Origin of the sequence: Mixta hanseatica, from assembly GCF_023517775.1 — a bacterium.
In the GTDB taxonomy this organism is placed as follows: Bacteria; Pseudomonadota; Gammaproteobacteria; order Enterobacterales; family Enterobacteriaceae; genus Mixta; species Mixta hanseatica.
On record NZ_CP082904.1, the window covers coordinates 3632093 to 3649369 of the forward strand.

Consider the following 17277-nt stretch of genomic DNA (forward strand, 5'->3'; position numbering starts at 1 on the left):
CCGATGCTTATTACCATTTTTATAAATAAAAGAGTTTATCGGGAACAGCAGCATTATCCCCAGCCTGAGCGCCACCCTGCCTGGCTCGGGCATGCTTTTCTGCCACCCAAATACATAAGACTTACTTTTGTTTCCCTGGGGAATTATTACGTTAATTTTAACTGCGCATACTATAATTTAGCGGTTTTTGTACTGAGAAAAAGGCAATATAACCGCCGTTTTTCCAGGGTTACAGCGCCATCTATACCTATAAAAATGAGAATTCCCTCAAACGATCAAAGAAAATAGCATTGATCTCTCCTTTCGGATAGATGTTACGAGAAGAGATCTTTTCATTATCAGCCACAGGGGAGAAGATAAGCCTTGTGACGCGGCTTTCCGGTTGTCAACAAAACCGCAGCGTTAAAATTTTAACTTTCTGGTTACCGCTTTGCTGAAGCTTGCTATATAGTAAAAGTGGCTAATATAAAGGGTTTAAAATTAAATCCAGCATACTTTCTGGATGATAAGCTGTTTTTCGTTTGGTTTTTTCTTGTATTTATTGCTTTTGGGTAACGCTCTTTACTGAACACCAGGTGATAACGTCATTACGCCATCGCTATCAGTAAGGAAAATTTATGAAACTGAAGTTATTGCTGGCTGTAGCCGGCTGCGCGCTTCCGCTTATCGCTACATCCTCTTTTGCCGCCACCACCACCGGCACCATTAATGCAACATTAACGCTAACCACCGGCTGTCTGGTTAACGGCCAGCCCGGCACCACCGGCGTTAACTTCGGTACGTTGGACTTTGGCAGCAGCGCTGCGACCTTTGATACCTTAAACGCCACGTTGGTCGGCGCGGCGGGCACCGGTATTTATGTACGCTGCACCACCGGCCAAACCTATAATGTGCAGGTCACCAGCAGCAATGCCGCGCCAGCGACCGTGTATGGCGAAGTGACCGGTCAGCCGCGTTATCTGCTGTTGGGATCCGATAATACTCAGGGCATCTCTTACACCCTCTACAGCGATGCAGGCTTTGCCAACGCCATTGCGAATAATACTAACCTGCCCGCCAACGGCACGGCCGATCCTACGCTGGGTGAGAATTACCAAATTTTTGGCCGCATTGTTGGCGGTGGATTTGACGCCACCATTCCGGCTGGCACCTATACCGATACCATCAGCGTTGCCGTGAACTACTGAGACCGCCGCCAGGAAAAGCAACGTGTCGTGGAAATGGCTGCGCGCAGCGGGCCGTTATGGCCCGCCGATTCTATTGGCGCTGATAACGGGTAATTATGCTCTGGCATTGCCAACGCAAACCTTTCAGGTGAGCGCGGCAATTGTGGCCGGCTGCGTGGTTTCCGGCACCAATACCGGCGTATTCGGCGCGCTTAATTTTGGGACGCGATCGGGCGTAGAAACCAACACCATCAGCGCCAGCTATGTGCAAAGCAGCAATATTAATATCGCCTGTACGCCCGGCACCTCGTTGTCGATGAGCATTAACGGCGGCAGCTATTACACCACCACGCGCAATCTGAAGCTGGCGAATTTTAACAATACGGTGGCTTATCGTCTCTATACCAATGCCAGCTACAGCGCCGCCAGCGAAATTCCGGTTAATCAGAATGTAGCGCTGAGCTACAGCAATGCCAATAACATTACTTTGCCAATTTATGGCCGTTTACAGCTCAGCGGCGTTCAACGCCCCGGTAGTTACAGCGATACGCTAACGGTGACGCTAAGCTGGTAATAAATAACAAGGATTTAGGTATGACGCTCTTTCGCACGCTTATGATGGCTCTCTTTATGCTGCTCGCTCCGCTGGCCCATGCGGCCAATTCGGTTATGATCTGGCCTATCGATCCCAAAATAATCAGCGAAGATAAGGCCAGCGAACTGTGGCTGGAGAACCGCGGCAAAGCGACCACGCTCATGCAAGTGCGCATCTTCGCCTGGCAACAGGTAGAGGGCCGTGAACAGTATCAAACCCAGCAGCAGGTGCTGGCCAGCCCACCGGTGGTGAGAATCGAGCCGGGGCAAAAACAGCTGGTGCGCCTGATTAAAATGACGCCGCCCGCAGCCGGACAAGAGGTCGCTTACCGCGTGGTGTTGGATGAGATCCCGACGCCGCAGCAGCCGGGAGAAAATCAGGCCGGGCTGCGCTTTCAGATGCGCTATTCAGTTCCGCTGTTCGTGTATGGTAGCGGACTGTCGCCGGATAGCTCGTTGCCACAGCTGAGCTGGCGGACGGTAATGGAAGGCGGCCAGCGCTGGCTGGAAATGAACAACCGCGGCGCCATTCACGCCCGGCTCAGCAATGTCTCATTAAACGGGCGCGCCCTGGGGGATGGATTGTTTGGTTACGTGCTGGCGAATAGCCGTCACCGCTGGCCGCTCTCTTTCGCTCCCGCTTCCGGCGCACAGCTCTCCGCGGAGGTAAACAATAAAAGCTGGCGCAGCGCCAGCAGCGCCCATTAATTTATGAACCTGCTTCGCTGGCCAGCGCTGCGCTGCGGCTCGCTGGCTGTCGTCGGCCTTTATGGCTGCCTTTTACCCTTAAGCGGCGGCGCGGAAACCTTTTCCTCTTTGCCGCCGCCGCCGTCGGCGTCCAGCCAACAGAACGCCAGCCCGCAATATATGCTGGGGCTGGTGGTGAACCAGCAGGAGAGCGACCAGGTGGTGCCGGTGATCTTTCGCAACGGGCACTACTGGCTGCGCGCCGGAGATTTACGGCGGGCCGGGCTGCCTGCGGAAAAACTCAACGGCGCAGAGGTGGATATCTCCGCCATGCCGAAAATTCAGGCGGAGTATGACAGTCAGCGGCAGCGCCTGCTGCTGACCGTTCCCGCCGACTGGCTGCCGGAACAGACCTTTAACGGCAGAGATAACGCCCAGCGCTATCCGGCGCAAAGCAGTACCGGCGCGCTGCTTAATTACGATTTTTATACCAGCCATAACAGTCAGGCGGGCAGCCGGCTTTCGGCGTGGAATGAGTTTCGTCTGTTCGGTGCAGCGGGCCAGTTTTCTTCTAACGGCGTCTGGCAAGAGCAGCTTAGCGGCAATGGCTATCTTAACGATGGTTACCTGCGCTACGACACCTGATGGAGCTACGAAGATGAAACCCGCGCCCTGAGCTGGCGCGTTGGCGATCTGGTCACCGATGCGCTGGGCTGGAGCAGCAGCGTCCGGCTGGGCGGTATTCAGCTGGCGCGTGATTTTAGCGTACGGCCGGATATGGTGACCTGGCCGCTGCCAAGCTTTGCCGGACAGGCGGCGGTACCTTCCACTGTCGATCTGTTCGTCAATGGCTATCGCACCAGCAGTAATCAGGTTCAGCCCGGCCCGTGGACGATGAATAATATGCCGTTCGTTAACGGTGCCGGTGATGCGGTAGTAGTGACCACTGACGCAGTAGGGCGTCAGGTCAGCACGTCCCTGCCGTTTTATGTCTCCAGCGATCTGCTCAAATCCGGCCTTTCCGACTTCTCTTTTTCCGCCGGGGCGCTGCGTAATAATTACGGTATCAAAAATTTTGATTACGGTACGGCGGCCGCCAGCGGATCTTATCGTTATGGCGTGGCCAACTGGCTGACGCTGGAAACCCATGCGGAAGGTGCCGACAGCCTGGCGCTGGGCGGCGGCGGCGTGCAGCTCAGGCTGGGCGCTTTCGGCGTGGTAAACGGCGCGCTGGCGCAAAGCCGGATGGATGGCACCAGCGGAGCGCAGTACAGCTGGGGCTATCAATATAACAACCGCTGGTTTAGCCTGGGCACCCAGCATACTATCCGCAGCACGGATTTCGCCGATCTGGCGCTGTATAGCACCCGCAGTACCAATACCAACGATATTACCTGGTCGTTAAGCCGTCGTAGCGCCCAGTACAATGCCAGCGTGTCGCTAAACCGCCTCGGCAGTCTTGGCGCCGCCTTTATTGACATCACCAGCGGCAGCGGCGATCGCACGCGCCTTTGGAACCTCTCCTGGAGCAAAAACCTTTGGGGTAATAGCAGCCTGTACGTGGCCGCCACGCGTGATGTTAGCAGCGGCGCATGGACCGGCGCAGTTTCATTGATTATCCCCTTCGGCGAGCACAGCAACGCCAGCCTCAGTTTTGAACGCGATCAGCAGGGCGGTAATGCGCAGCGCGTTTATCTGTCGCGGGCGATGCCCAGCGACGGCGGCTTCGCCTGGGACGCCTCCTGGGCCAATCAGAACAGCGGCGGCGATTATCGCCAGGGCAGCCTGCGCTGGCGCAACCAGAAGATCGATACCTCTACCGGCTTTTACGGTGACAGCGATAACCGCACCGAATGGGCAGATGTTACCGGTTCGCTGGTGCTGATGGATAGCCGCCTGTTTGCCGCCAACGAAGTGAGCGATGCGTTTGTGCTGGTCAAAACCGGTTATCCGGACGTGACGGTGCGCTATGAAAACCAGGTGATGGGCCGCACGGACCGCGACGGCTACCTGCTGGTGCCGCGTATCAGCTCTTACTATCCGGCGAAGTATGATATCGACGCGCTCGATTTACCGGCAGATATGACGGTGCCGCGCGTGGAGCAGCGCTTTGCGGTGAAACGTCAGAGCGGCTTCCTGCTGCGCTTCTCGATTGAGCCGCTGCGCGCCGCAAGCGTAATTCTGTACAACCAGCACGGCGAACCGCTGCCGGTTTCCAGTCAGGTGCTACGTTCCGGCCAGCCGACAGAGTATGTCGGCTGGGACGGGCTGGCCTGGCTGGATAATCTTCAGAGCGAGAACGCTATCACGGTAGTCACGCCCGACGGACGGCACTGCATCACCCACCTCTCGCTGGCGCAGGGGCGACCGCAGGCGCTGAAAGTCTACGGCCCGGTGATTTGCCCGCTGCCGGAACGGCCAGACGACGTGCCGGACAGCTCATCTACTAACTCAACCGCAGGAATTTTGCCATGACGATACGGCCAGCGCTGTTTTTAGCTCTGCTGCTGGGCGGCTTTAGCGGGACGCTGCATGCGGCCTGTACCCTGCCCGCGTCTACCGCCAGCTTCGGTTCGGTCACCTCTTTCGCCATTAACAGCACCGCCAGCACCAGCTCAACTACGGCTAACGTTAACTGCGGCGCCGGTAGTGTGCTGTCGTTACTGTCGGGCAATAATATTACGCTGCGCCTCGCCAGCGCTTCTAACGTGTCCGGCACACGCGGCACGCTGACGCTGGCGGGCGCCAGCGGCGGCGATAACATTCCGCTACAGCTCTGTACAGCCTCAACCTGCGCCACGGAGATGACCATCGGCGCTGCGGCTATCACCTACAGCCCTGCACAGTTGGTAAACCTGATCGGCCTGCTTGGCGGGCTTAACTTCTCGATTCCGCTCTATTTACGCACCGTGCCCGGGCAGGTGGTCGCCGCCGGCACCTACAGCGGTACGCTGAACCTGGCGGTAACGTACCGTATCTGTACCGGCATTGCGGCGCTCGGCCTCTGCCTGGCGGGTCAGGATCAAAACGGCTCCGGCACTATTCCTATTACGGTTACCCTGACCGTCACTAACGACTGCACCACTATTACCGCGCCTAATATCAGCTTCGGCAGCGCGCCGCTGGTCAGCAGCTTTTCTGCCATATCGCAGTCGATCAGCGTGGTGTGTACCAAAGGCAGCACCTACACGGTGGGATTAAGCAACGGCAATAACGCCAATGGCAGCATGCGCAATATGGCGAACGGCACAAATCGGTTGAGCTATGAGATTTATAAAGGCAGCAGCACCAACCGCTGGGGACCTGCCGGTACGGAACGCCAGTCGAGCGTCAATGCCGCCAGCGTGAGCAGCAATGGCCTCACGCGGACTTTCCCCTACACGGCGCGTATCTTAAGCACGCAAAACACGCCGCCGGCAGGAAACTATACCGACAGCGTGGTAGTGGATTTAGCGTTCTGATCAGAGGGCGGTGGCGGTTACGTGCTGCTGACGCATTTGATATTGCTTCAGCAAACGTTTGATAAGCAGCGTACCCAGCAGACCGCAGACCGCGGCGAAGGTCAGCCAGACGCCGGGCATCGCTTTATCGCCGGTGGCATGAATAAGATAGCTGGAGACGGCCGGGGTAAAGCCGCCGAACAGCGCGGTCGCCAGGCTATAGGCCAGCGAGAAGCCGCTGGCGCGCACCTCAGCGGGCATCACCTCGGCCAAATAGACCACCATCGCCCCATTGTAACTGGCATACAGAAAAGAGAGCCACAATTCCGCCTCCAGCAGATGGGCGAAGGAAGGCGATCCCACCAGCCAGTGCAGCACCGGCCAGGCGGTTAATATCATCAACAGGGTAAAGGTAATCAATAACGGACGACGACCCACCCGATCGGACAACGCACCCATTAGCGGCAGCCAGATTAGGTTAGAGAGACCGATGCACAGCGTGACGAGGAAGCTCTGCTTATCGCTCATCATCAACACGGTTTTGCCAAAGGTCGGGGTAAAGGCGGTGATCATATAAAACATCACGGTGGTGGTGACCACCATCAGCATGCCCGCCAGCACCAGCGCCCAGTTACTGGCGACCGTGCGTACAATGGCACCCATAGAAGGATGCTGCTTACGCTGGCTGAAGGCCTCCGTCTCTTCCAGCATGCGACGGATCCAGAACAGGAACGGCACAATCAGGCAGCCCACGACAAACGGAATGCGCCAGCCCCACTCGGTCACCTGCTGCGGCGCTAACAGATGGTTAAGCAGCAGGCCAAGCAGCGCGGCAAAAATCACCGCGATCTGCTGGCTGCCGGACTGCCAGCTAACATAAAAACCTTTACGCCCTTTCGGCGCAACTTCAGAAAGATAGACCGAGACGCCGCCCAGTTCGACGCCAGCGGAAAAACCCTGCAGCAGGCGCCCCAGCAGGATCAGCATCGGCGCGGCGGCGCCAAGGGTGGCGTAGCCCGGCACGCAGGCGATGGTGAGCGTGCCCAACGCCATCAGCCCCAGCGTAAGCAGCAGTCCTTTGCGGCGGCCATGATGATCGATATAGGCACCCAGCACGATCGCGCCCAGCGGGCGCATCAGAAAACCTGCCCCGAAAGTCATCAGCGTCAACATTAGCGAGGCGAATGGGTTGTCGCCGGGAAAGAAAGTTTTAGCGATGGCGCTGGCATAATAGCCGAACACCATAAAATCATACATTTCGAGAAAATTGCCGCTGGTTACGCTAAAAATGGTTTTAGCAGCGCTGCGGCGTGGGCTTTGTAAATTTCTGGCTACGTTCATACCGGCTTCCTTGTGTTTTTCCCTCTTGTAGCCCGATTTTTGCCATTATAACGTGATTACTGTCACCATTTCAGTTTACAAAACGATCGGTTTAGTAACTTTTATTTAACAAGGTCGCCATTGGCCTATTTTACTCGGCGAAAAACGCCATTAGCCGGTAATTATTCATATTTGTTAATATTTTCTTATACTTTCCCGCTGCGTTTTTTTGCAGCCAGGTCAGCTACTTGACTGATCCAAACAGTTACCGGCCTCGACATCCGCTCAGTTTCTCCTAGCCTTTACAGTGAATTTCATTAAATACATCAGGAGGAAACATGGCAGACCAATATAAAATGCAGAATCCTCTCACCCAGTACTACGCCGGTGAATACCCGAAACAACGTCAACCCGCGCCAGGCATCCAGCAGGATATGCAGCCGGTGCCGGACTGCGGCGAAAAAAGCTACCGCGGCAGTCAGCGTCTGGAAGGACGCAAGGCGCTGGTAACCGGCGCTGATTCCGGTATTGGCCGCGCCGCCGCTATTGCTTATGCGCGTGAAGGCGCCGACGTCGCCATCAACTATCTGCCCGCTGAGCAGCGCGATGCGGAAGAAGTGGCAAACTATATTCGCGAAGCGGGCCGTAAGGTTGTGCTGATCCCGGGCGATATTAGTGAAGAAGCCTTTTGTAAACAGCTGGTTACTCAGGCACATGAAGAGCTGGGCGGGCTGGATATCCTGGCGCTGGTGGCCGGTAAGCAGGTTGCGGTGGAGCAAATTGCTGAACTGACAACCGAGCAGTTCCGTAAAACCTATGAAACCAACGTGTTTTCCCTGTTCTGGATCACCCAGGCTGCGATCCCGCTGCTGCCGGAAGGCGCCTCGATCATTACTACCTCATCGATTCAGGCTTATCAGCCCAGCCCGCACCTGCTGGATTACGCCTCCACCAAGGCGGCGATCCTCGCCTATACCCGCGCGTTGGCGAAGCAGGTTGCAGAGAAAGGCATACGCGTTAATAGCGTAGCGCCAGGCCCCATCTGGACTGCGTTGCAAATCGCAGGCGGACAACCGCAGGAGAAACTGCCGGAGTTTGGTAAGCAGACGCCAATGAAGCGTGCCGGCCAGCCTGCGGAACTGGCAGGGGTTTATGTCTACCTGGCCTCGCAGGAATCCAGCTATGTGACGGCGGAAGTGCATGGCGTAACCGGTGGCGAACACCTGGGTTAAAATACAGGCCAGATGCAGGCACAAAAAAACCGGGGCGAAAGCCCCGGTTTTTTATACTTAGCGATCAGCACGATTATTTTTGCGCGGTTTCCATCCCCATCAGGCCAATCTTAAGATAGCCTGCGCCGCGTAATGCATCCATTGCGCTCATCAGCGTTTCATAATCCACAGATTTATCCGCCTGGAAAAAGATGGTGGTATCTTTTTTGCCTTCGGTTTGGGCGTTCAGCACGTCGATCAGCTTATCCTTGTTGACCGCTTCGTTGCCGATATACATCTGCTTATCGGCTTTAATCGAAAGATAAACCGGCTTTTCTGGTCGCGGCTGCGGCGCGCTGGTTGAGGCAGGTAAGTTAACCCTGACATCTACCGTGGCCAGCGGCGCGGCGACCATAAAGATAATCAGCAGCACCAACATCACGTCGATAAACGGCGTCACGTTGATCTCATGCATTTCACCGTTACTGTCTACATCGTCATTTAACCGCATCGCCATAGCGCTTAACCTACCCGCAGTTTATGTGCACTCTGTACCGGTTGCGCGTCGCTTTTGCTGCGCGCCAGATCCAGATCGCGGCTTTGCAGCAGCAGCACCTGCGCCGCTACATCGCCCAGGCCCGCTTTATAGCTGGCGATCATGCGGGCAAAAATATTGTAGGTGACGACCGCCGGAATAGCGGCGATCAGGCCGATGGCGGTGGCCAGCAGCGCCTCGGCGATACCCGGCGCGACAACCGCCAGGTTAGTGGTTTGCGTTTGCGCGATGCCGATAAAGCTGTTCATGATGCCCCATACGGTGCCGAACAGGCCGATAAAGGGCGCGACGGAACCGATAGTCGCCAGGAAGCCGTTGCCGCGACCGGCATGGCGGCTGATAGCCGCGACGCGACGCTCCAGGCGGAAGCCGGTACGCTCTTTAATGCCTTCGTTATCGTCCGATCCTGCGGAAAGCTCCAGTTCGTTCTGCGCTTCCTGCAGCAGTAGCGTACTCTGGCTGCGCGCATGAAAATTGTCGCTTAGCTCAGCGGCCTGACGCAGCGAACGCGCTTCCGCCAGCGCCTGCTGTTCCTGTTTCAAACGCCGACGCGCCGATGTCAGCTCGGTAAACTTGCCGAAGAAGATGGTCCAGGTGACAACGGACGCCAACAGCAGCCCGATCATTACCGCTTTTACTACGATGTCCGCATGTTCATACATGCCCCAGACAGAGAGATCCGTCTGCATCAGTTCATTGGTCACCACGCTAGTTCTCCAACCTTAAGAAGAGTCATTCAAACAGTTCCGGATCATACCAAAACAAGAGCGAATTGATACTAGTTCTCATTACTATTTACAAAGAATTCTCGTGCTTTTCTCCCCAGCCGGGCAAGACAGCGAAATGATGTAACCGGTTAGTTTTTAAATTGTGACGCTGCGTATAAATTTATTAAAACATCGTTTTAATTATGTGATGCGATTCATTCAATTCAGCTGCGCCAATTTTTCGCCAGCACAATTTATCTATAGTGAATCAGCCCCGCTGGCATCTGACCTTTGCCCTCCCCTCCCTCAGACCAGGAATCGGGCTCCCTTTAAGCGCAGGAGATCATCAAATGAAAATGAAAAAACTGTTGCTGGCGTTATCGCTGGCATCCACCGCGCTGTTTGCCTCGACAGTCGCCTCGGCAAAGGTGCTGAAGGTGGCGGAAGTTCAGCCTGCCGGTTATCCCACCGTCGTTGCACTTGAACATATGGGGGAAAAGCTGAAGCAGGCAACCGATGGCCGACTGGAGATGCGTGTGTATGCTGGCGGCACGCTGGGCGATGAAGAGCAAACGCTGCAACAGGTACAGCTCGGCGCGGTGGATATGATTCGCGTTTCGCTGGCGCCGGTCTCGACTATTGCGCCAGAAACCGGCGTGCTGACGCTGCCGTATGTTTTCCGCGATGAGGCGCATATGCACCACGTGCTGGACGGCGAACCCGGCAAAGCGATCGTCGAAAAGTTCGAGCAGAATCCCCGATCGCGCATGGTGTTCCTTGGCTGGACCGACGCCGGCGTGCGCAACATGATCACGAAAGATCCGATAACCAAGCCGGAAGATCTGAAAGGCATGAAAATTCGCGTGCAGAACAGCGCCATTTCGCTGGCGACGCTGAAGGCAATGGGCGCCAATCCAGTGGCGATGGGCGTCAGCGAGGTGTTTAGCGCAATGCAAACCGGCGTGGTGGACGGCACGGAAAACAACCCGCCAACCTTTGTTGCCCATAACTATCTGCCGGTAGCGAAGTATTACACCCTGACCGGACACTTTATCCAGCCGGAGATGATTCTGTTCTCTAAACGCAGCTGGGACAAGCTGTCAGCGGAAGATCAAACGCTGCTGCGCAAGCTGGGCAAAGAAGCGCAGGAAGATGAACGCAAGCTATGGGCAGCCTATAACCAGCAGTCGCTGGATAAAATGAAAGCGGGCGGCGTAACTTTTCAGCAGATCGATCGCGATGTTTTTATGAAAGCGACGCAGCCGGTCCGCGATCAATACGGTAAGGATTATCAGGATCTGATGCAGCAAATCGCTGCGGTGAAATAACCTTTTCTCTTTCCTGCGCCACGTCTTCTCGTGGCGCCGCTAACCAGGTAACACACTATGTCTGCATATTCACGTTTGATGGATGCGGTCTACCTGCTGTGCATGACGATCGCCGCCGTATCCTTATTGTTAATGGTGACGGTGATCCCCATCGGTATTTTTGCCCGCTATGTGATGAACGATGCCCTCTCGTGGCCGGAGCCGGTCGCCATTGTCTGCATGATTATTTTTACCTTTATCGGCGCGCCGGTCGGGTTTCGGGCGGGCACCCATATCTGCGTCTCAATGGTGACCGATCGCCTGTCGCCGCGCGGGCAAAAAATCGCGCTGCTGTTAAGCAATCTGCTGATGCTGGCCGCCTGCCTGATTATTTTTCAGGCGAGCTATGCGCTGTGCGAAGCGATGTGGGAGCAGCCGCAGGCTTCCTTGCCAGCTATCACCTTTGGTGAGATGTATCTGCCTATCCCGGTCGGCGCGCTGCTGACTATTCTGTTTGTGATTGAACGCCTGCTGTGCGGCGATCAGTCCGAGCGCCCGCTGGTCAGCCTTGGCGGCACCCACTGATTCGGAGCTTATGATGGACGCACTGATCTTAATTGGCAGTTTGATGCTCCTGTTGCTGATAGGTTTTCCGGTCGCTTTTGCCGTCGGCCTCAGCGCTTTTATCGGCGCCTGGTGGATTGACCTGCCGCTGGAGGCGGTAGTTATCCAGATTACCAATGGCGTGAATAAGTTCTCATTACTGACCATTCCGTTCTTTATTCTGGCCGGGGCGATTATGGCCGAAGGGGGCATCGCCCGACGGCTGGTTAACTTCGCCTATATTTTCGTCGGCTTTATCCGTGGCGGGCTGTCGCTGGTGAATATCGTCGCCTCGACCTTTTTTGGCGCGATCTCCGGTTCGTCAGTAGCGGATACCGCCTCTATCGGCTCGGTGATGATCCCGCAGATGGAAGAGAAAGGGTATCCGCGTGATTTCGCCGCGGCGGTCACCGCCAGCGGATCGGTGCAGGCGGTGCTGACGCCGCCCAGCCATAATTCGGTGATCTATTCGCTGGCCACCGGCGGGGTGGTGACGATCTCCTCACTGTTTGTCGCCGGGATCTTTCCTGGTCTGCTGCTGGGGCTGTGCCTGATGGTGATGTGCCTCGCCTTCGCACGCAAGCGCGGCTATCCCAAAGGCGAACGCATTCCGTTTCGCCAGGCGGTAAAAATCTTCTTCGACGCCTTTTGGGGCCTCTTTACCATCGTGATCATTCTGGGCGGCATTCTCTCCGGCATCTTCACCGCGTCGGAGTCGGCGGCTATCGCCTGTCTCTGGGCCTTCTTCGTCACCATGTTTATCTACCGCGACTTTAAGTGGAATCAACTGCATATCCTGCTGTTCCGCACCATAAAAACCGTCACCATCGTGATGGTGCTGATCGCCTTCGCCTCCGGTTTTGGCGCGGTAATGACCTTTATGCAGCTGCCGACCCTTATCACCGATGCCTTTACCACGCTGTCGGATAACAAGTACGTGATTCTGATGTGCATCAACCTGCTGCTGCTGGTGATCGGCACCTTGATGGATATGGCGCCGATTATCCTGATCCTGACGCCAGTGCTGCTGCCGGTGGCGACCTCGCTGGGCATCGATCCGGTGCACTTCGGTATGATCATGATGACCAACCTCGGGATCGGCCTGATTACGCCGCCGGTAGGCACGGTGCTGTTTGTCGCCAGCGCGGTCGGCAAACAGAAAATTGAGCAGGTGGTCAAGGCAATGCTGCCGTTTTACTGCGCGCTGTTTGTGGTGCTGATACTGATCACCTATGTCCCGGCGATCTCCCTGTGGCTACCGCATGTGATGGGAGTGATGTGACGGGCGTCGCGTAAGCGCTGATACTCCCCGGTGGGCGACGGCGCCTTTTCCGCTGCCGCCCGCTTTTTTCACCTTTCTGGTCACTGTCTGATAGTGGCAAATCGCTCTCAACCCCGGCCCGCTAAACGTGGTAAGTTAACGCCTCACTACAGGTAAGGCAGGACCGCTTGCAGCATGTCGAAAAAAAATATTGAAACCACACTGATTAGCGCAGGAAGACAACCACGTTACACTCAAGGCTCCGTTAATAGCGTTATTCAACGCGCCTCTTCACTGGTCTTCCCTACCGTCGCCGATAAGAAACGCGCCACCGCCGGACGCGCGCAGGGCGAACTCTTTTATGGCCGTCGCGGTACGCTGACGCATTTCTCGCTGCAGGAAGCGATGTGCGAGCTGGAAGGCGGCGCGGGCTGCGCGCTCTATCCGTGCGGCGCGGCGGCGGTATCAAATGCAATACTGGCCTTTGTCGAGGCGGGCGATGAGGTGCTGATGGCCGGCTCGGTTTACGAGCCTACGCAGGATTTTTGCAATAAGATCCTCGCTAAGCTGGGCGTCACTACGCGCTATTTCGATCATCTCGCCGGCGCTGAAATCGTCGATCTGGTGCAGCCTCATACCAAAGTGGTTTTCCTCGAGTCTCCGGCTTCCATTACCATGGAAGTGCAGGATGTGCCCGCCATCGTGCAGGCGGTGCGCAGTAAAGCGCCCGAGGCGATCATTATGCTGGATAATACCTGGGCTGCCGGTTTGCTGTTTCGTCCGCTGGATCACGGCGTGGATATCTCGATTCAGGCGGGCACCAAGTATCTGGTGGGGCATTCCGATGCGATGATCGGCACGGCCGTCAGCAATGCGCGCTGCTGGGATCGTCTGCGTGAAAATTCTTATCTGATGGGGCAGATGGTGGATGCGGATACCGCCTACGTTACCAGTCGCGGCCTGCGTACGCTGGCGGTGCGCCTGCGTCAGCATGAGGAGAGCGCGCTGGCGGTGGCTAACTGGCTGGCAGCGCGTCCCGAAGTGGCGCGCGTTAATCATCCGGCGCTGGCGCAGTGCTCTGGTCATCAGGCCTGGCAGCGTGATTTTAGCGGCAGCAGCGGCCTGTTTTCCTTTGTGCTGGCGCAAAAACTGAGCGATGAAAAACTGGCACAATTCCTCGATGGTTTTCACCACTTCAGCATGGCTTACTCCTGGGGCGGATTCGAGTCTCTGATTCTGGCCAATCAGCCGGAAGAGCTGGCGGCGATTCGTCCGCTTAACGGCGTGGATTTTAGCGGGACGCTGGTCCGGTTGCATATCGGCCTGGAGCATATCGATGATTTAATTGCCGATCTGGCCGCCGGTTTTGCGCGTATCGCCCAGCCATAAGCGGTAAAAATCAGGCTAACCTTAAACAGACGCTTAACAGGTCGCCCGCGGTTATTTAGCAGACAGGATGCGGGCGACGCTTTGCAGTTACACTTAAACGATTACCACAGTCAACGAGGAAGCACATGGGTGTGATACATGAGATTGTTCAGGCGCTATGGCATCAGGATTTTGCCGCGCTGGCCAATCCAGATGTGGTTTGGATCGTTTACGGCATTATGTTTCTTACGCTATTTCTGGAAAACGGCCTGCTGCCCGCCTCTTTCCTGCCGGGCGATAGCCTGCTGCTGCTGGCGGGCGCAATGATCGCCAAAGGGGTAATGGATTTTGTCCCCACGCTGCTCATTTTGACCACCGCCGCCAGCCTCGGCTGCTGGCTGAGCTATTTGCAAGGGCGCTGGCTGGGCAATACCCGCCTGGTGAAAAGCTGGCTGATGCATTTGCCGGCGCAATATCATCAACGCGCCTGGCATCTGTTTAACCGCCACGGCCTGATGGCGCTGCTGGTCGGTCGTTTTCTGGCGTTTGTGCGCACGTTGCTGCCAACCATGGCGGGCATTTCCGGCCTGCAAAACGGCCGTTTTCAGCTGTTTAACTGGCTGAGCGGCCTGCTGTGGGTAACAATTGTAACCGCCTTTGGCTATGGCATCAGCCAGGTGCCGTTTATCAAGCGCCATGAAGATCAGGTGATGGCGATTTTGATTATTTTACCGGTCGCCCTGCTGTTCCTCGGCCTGGCGGGCAGCGTCGCGCTGCTGTGGAAAAAGCGCCGTCAGCGCGCCTGATTTGCCCCGGCTGGCGGGGCGTTATCCTGCCAGCCGCATTCGGGTGATCTCTTCCCCCGGCGTGACGCCGAAGTAGCGCTTAAACTCGCGCGAGAACTGCGAGGCGCTTTCATAACCCACCTTCATTGCCGCCGCGCTGGCCTTTAGTCCCTCCTGCAGCATCATATTACGCGCCTGGTGCAACCGATAGGTTTTCAGATACTGCAGCGGCGAGGTGCTGGTGACCGCCTTAAAGTTATGGTGGAACGCCGAGACGCTCATGTTCACCTCCGCCGCCAGCAGCTCTACGCTGAGGTTATCGGTATAACAGCTTTCTATGCGCCGCAGCGCTCGTGCTATCTGGCTGAACTGAGTGTGACGGCTGACCAGCGACAGTAGTGCGCCGCCACAGGGGCCGGTGAGTACATAATAGAGGATTTCCCTTACGATTTGCGGCCCGAGCACGCGCGCATCCCGATCTTTATGCATCACATCCAGCAGCCGTTCGGTGGCGCAGAGCAGTTCTTCAGAGAGGAAAGCGGAGTGAATGCCCTGATTAAGCGGCCTGGGCTGGAAGCTTTCATCATTATTGAGTTCGATGAGTAAGTCCTGCAGCCTGGGCATATCCACATGCAGCATGATACCTGCCAGCGGGCTTTCCGGCGTGGCGAAGGTTTCGCATTCAAACGGCAGCGGCACGGTCAGCATTAAATATTTGCTGGCATCGTAGTTAAAGGTAGTGGTGCCGATATAACCCACTTTTTTGCCCTGAAACAGAATAACGATGCCGGGTCGATACATTACCGGTGTGCGGGCCCAGGTTTTATCAGCATAAAGCAGCTGCACCTCTGGCAGTTCAGGCAAGGCGGCGCGTCCGGCTTGACGCAGCTGAATCACTTTTTGCGCCAGGGTGGCGCTGATCGCTTCCCGATCCATTTTCTCTACTCGCGTTGACTAACCCACCGGCAGTTTGCCCGTAGTTGGCGAAATTCTCCAGCCGTCTGGAGAATCAGGCAAGTTTCCTGCAGAAATAAGCACGGGCTTTTTTACCGTGGCTTTAGACGGTTCAGCCGCCGCCGTATATCTCGACTAGACTTAAGCGTTATCGGGTCCAACTAACCAGTAAGGAGAAGTTATGGCAGACCAACCGATTATTAAACTGCGTGACGGCAGTATGATGCCGCAGCTGGGGCTGGGCGTATGGCAGGCCACGATTGAAGAGGCGCGCAATGCGGCGCTGAAGGCACTGGAAGTGGGCTATCGCTCGATCGATACCGCCGCCATTTATAAAAATGAGGAAGGCATTGGCCAGGCTTTACAGCAGACTGACGTGCCGCGTGAGGATATTTTCGTCACTACCAAGCTGTGGAATGAGGATCAGCTGAACTGGCAGCAGGCAATGGAGAGCAGCCTGGAGAAATTACAGCTGGAGTCTGTCGATCTTTATCTGATGCACTGGCCCTGCCCGGAAAAGGATAATTACGTTGAGGCGTGGAAAGGGATGATCGAACTGCAACAGCAGGGGCTGGCGAAAAGCATCGGCGTATGTAATTTCCAGGAGAAGCACCTGAAGCGCTTAATTGATGAAACGGGCGTGACGCCAGTGATCAATCAGATAGAGCTGCATCCAATGCTTCAGCAACGTGAGCTGCACGCCTGGAACGCCATGCATCAGATTCAAACGGAGTCCTGGAGTCCGCTGGCGCAGGGCGGTAAAGGTGTGTTCGATCAGGATGTGATTAAGCAGCTGGCGAAGAAATATGGCAAGACGCCGGCACAGGTGGTAATTCGCTGGCATCTGGATAGCGGCCTGGTCGTGATCCCGAAATCGGTGACGCCATCGCGCATTGAGGAGAATTTCCATGTGTTTGATTTCCGTCTCGAGAAAACGGAGATCAGTGAAATCGCTAAGATGGATAGCGGTACGCGTCTGGGACCGCACCCGGATGAGCTGAATTAACGGGACTGATTGATCAGATGTTCGTCGGGTGGATCTGGTGCTCATCGCTGTGGGTCTGGCGCTACTCGCTGTGGGTCTGGCGTCTCCCGCTGTGGTTCTGGCGTCTCCCGCTGTGGTTCTGGAGCCTCCCGCTGTGGGTCTGGCGCCCGCGCAGGGAGACCGGGCCGATCGTAAAGACGCAAACCACGTCATCCCTGACAGCTCGGCCCGCGCCGTCCATGGCGCGGGACGCTTTACTCTTCTGCCCGGTCTCCCCACGCTTTAGCTTTCGACATTGCTTTTAGTTATGTTCGCTCACCATCTGCACTATTA

General features: G+C 56.2%; 15 protein-coding genes and 1 pseudogene. 12 read left to right on the top strand and 4 right to left on the bottom strand.

What is annotated here, in order from left to right; all coding sequences use genetic code 11:
* The first annotated feature begins 617 nt into the window (after positions 1-617).
* From K6958_RS17280 to K6958_RS17300, 5 genes and pseudogenes are all read left to right on the top strand, one after another.
* Positions 618-1187: a Csu type fimbrial protein gene (locus K6958_RS17280; RefSeq protein WP_249892263.1), complete on the top strand. Its 570-nt coding sequence runs from the start codon at positions 618-620 to the stop codon at positions 1185-1187.
* 67 nt (positions 1188-1254) lie between these two features.
* Complete coding sequence (locus K6958_RS17285; protein ID WP_249894723.1) at positions 1255-1740, top strand: Csu type fimbrial protein; 486 nt, start codon at positions 1255-1257, stop codon at positions 1738-1740.
* A 20-nt stretch (positions 1741-1760) separates the two neighbouring features.
* Positions 1761-2468 (top strand): fimbrial biogenesis chaperone, encoded by a 708-nt coding sequence (locus K6958_RS17290; RefSeq protein WP_249892264.1) that lies wholly within the window; start codon positions 1761-1763, stop codon positions 2466-2468.
* Positions 2469-2471: 3 nt separating this feature from the next.
* A pseudogene (locus K6958_RS17295) lies at positions 2472-4922 on the top strand (fimbria/pilus outer membrane usher protein).
* Entirely contained in the window at positions 4919-5908 is a 990-nt protein-coding gene (locus K6958_RS17300) for a Csu type fimbrial protein (RefSeq protein WP_249892265.1), read from the top strand. Before K6958_RS17295 ends, K6958_RS17300 begins: the two are co-directional and overlap by 4 nt.
* On the opposite strand, the gene K6958_RS17305 is transcribed toward K6958_RS17300, so the two are convergent.
* Positions 5909-7228, bottom strand: a complete 1320-nt coding sequence (locus K6958_RS17305) for an MFS transporter (protein ID WP_249892266.1) — start codon at positions 7226-7228, stop codon at positions 5909-5911. It lies immediately after the preceding gene.
* A 317-nt stretch (positions 7229-7545) separates the two neighbouring features.
* Between K6958_RS17305 and K6958_RS17310 the strand changes: the two genes are divergently transcribed.
* The gene (locus tag K6958_RS17310) at positions 7546-8439 is read left to right on the top strand and encodes an SDR family oxidoreductase (protein ID WP_249892267.1); all 894 of its coding nucleotides are present in this window, start codon (positions 7546-7548) and stop codon (positions 8437-8439) included.
* 73 nt (positions 8440-8512) lie between these two features.
* Here the strand turns inward: K6958_RS17310 and exbD are convergent, their stop codons facing one another.
* Entirely contained in the window at positions 8513-8935 is a 423-nt protein-coding gene (gene exbD / locus K6958_RS17315; protein ID WP_249892268.1) for a TonB system transport protein ExbD, read from the bottom strand.
* 5 nt (positions 8936-8940) lie between these two features.
* Positions 8941-9678 carry a tol-pal system-associated acyl-CoA thioesterase gene (exbB, locus tag K6958_RS17320; RefSeq protein WP_249894724.1) on the bottom strand — a complete coding sequence of 246 codons (738 nt, stop codon included), beginning with the start codon at positions 9676-9678 and terminating at the stop codon, positions 8941-8943.
* 353 nt (positions 9679-10031) lie between these two features.
* On the opposite strand from exbB, the gene K6958_RS17325 reads away from it, so the two are divergent.
* The 5 genes from K6958_RS17325 (at position 10032) to K6958_RS17345 (ending at position 15026) form a co-directional block, all read left to right on the top strand.
* The gene (locus tag K6958_RS17325; protein ID WP_249892269.1) at positions 10032-11009 is read left to right on the top strand and encodes a TRAP transporter substrate-binding protein; all 978 of its coding nucleotides are present in this window, start codon (positions 10032-10034) and stop codon (positions 11007-11009) included.
* A 57-nt stretch (positions 11010-11066) separates the two neighbouring features.
* The gene (locus K6958_RS17330) at positions 11067-11573 is read left to right on the top strand and encodes a TRAP transporter small permease (RefSeq protein WP_249892270.1); all 507 of its coding nucleotides are present in this window, start codon (positions 11067-11069) and stop codon (positions 11571-11573) included.
* Positions 11574-11586: 13 nt separating this feature from the next.
* The gene (locus K6958_RS17335; RefSeq protein ID WP_249894725.1) at positions 11587-12873 is read left to right on the top strand and encodes a TRAP transporter large permease; all 1287 of its coding nucleotides are present in this window, start codon (positions 11587-11589) and stop codon (positions 12871-12873) included.
* A gap of 174 nt (positions 12874-13047) precedes the next feature.
* Positions 13048-14241 carry a cystathionine beta-lyase gene (gene metC, locus K6958_RS17340; protein WP_249892271.1) on the top strand — a complete coding sequence of 398 codons (1194 nt, stop codon included), beginning with the start codon at positions 13048-13050 and terminating at the stop codon, positions 14239-14241.
* A 125-nt stretch (positions 14242-14366) separates the two neighbouring features.
* Positions 14367-15026 (top strand): DedA family protein, encoded by a 660-nt coding sequence (locus K6958_RS17345; RefSeq protein WP_249892272.1) that lies wholly within the window; start codon positions 14367-14369, stop codon positions 15024-15026.
* 21 nt (positions 15027-15047) lie between these two features.
* On the opposite strand, the gene K6958_RS17350 is transcribed toward K6958_RS17345, so the two are convergent.
* A complete protein-coding gene (locus K6958_RS17350; RefSeq protein ID WP_249892273.1) occupies positions 15048-15941 on the bottom strand; it encodes an AraC family transcriptional regulator in 894 nt (297 codons plus the stop codon).
* Positions 15942-16140: 199 nt separating this feature from the next.
* Between K6958_RS17350 and dkgA the strand changes: the two genes are divergently transcribed.
* Positions 16141-16965, top strand: a complete 825-nt coding sequence (gene dkgA / locus K6958_RS17355) for a 2,5-didehydrogluconate reductase DkgA (protein ID WP_249892274.1) — start codon at positions 16141-16143, stop codon at positions 16963-16965.
* Positions 16966-17277: the final 312 nt, after the last annotated feature.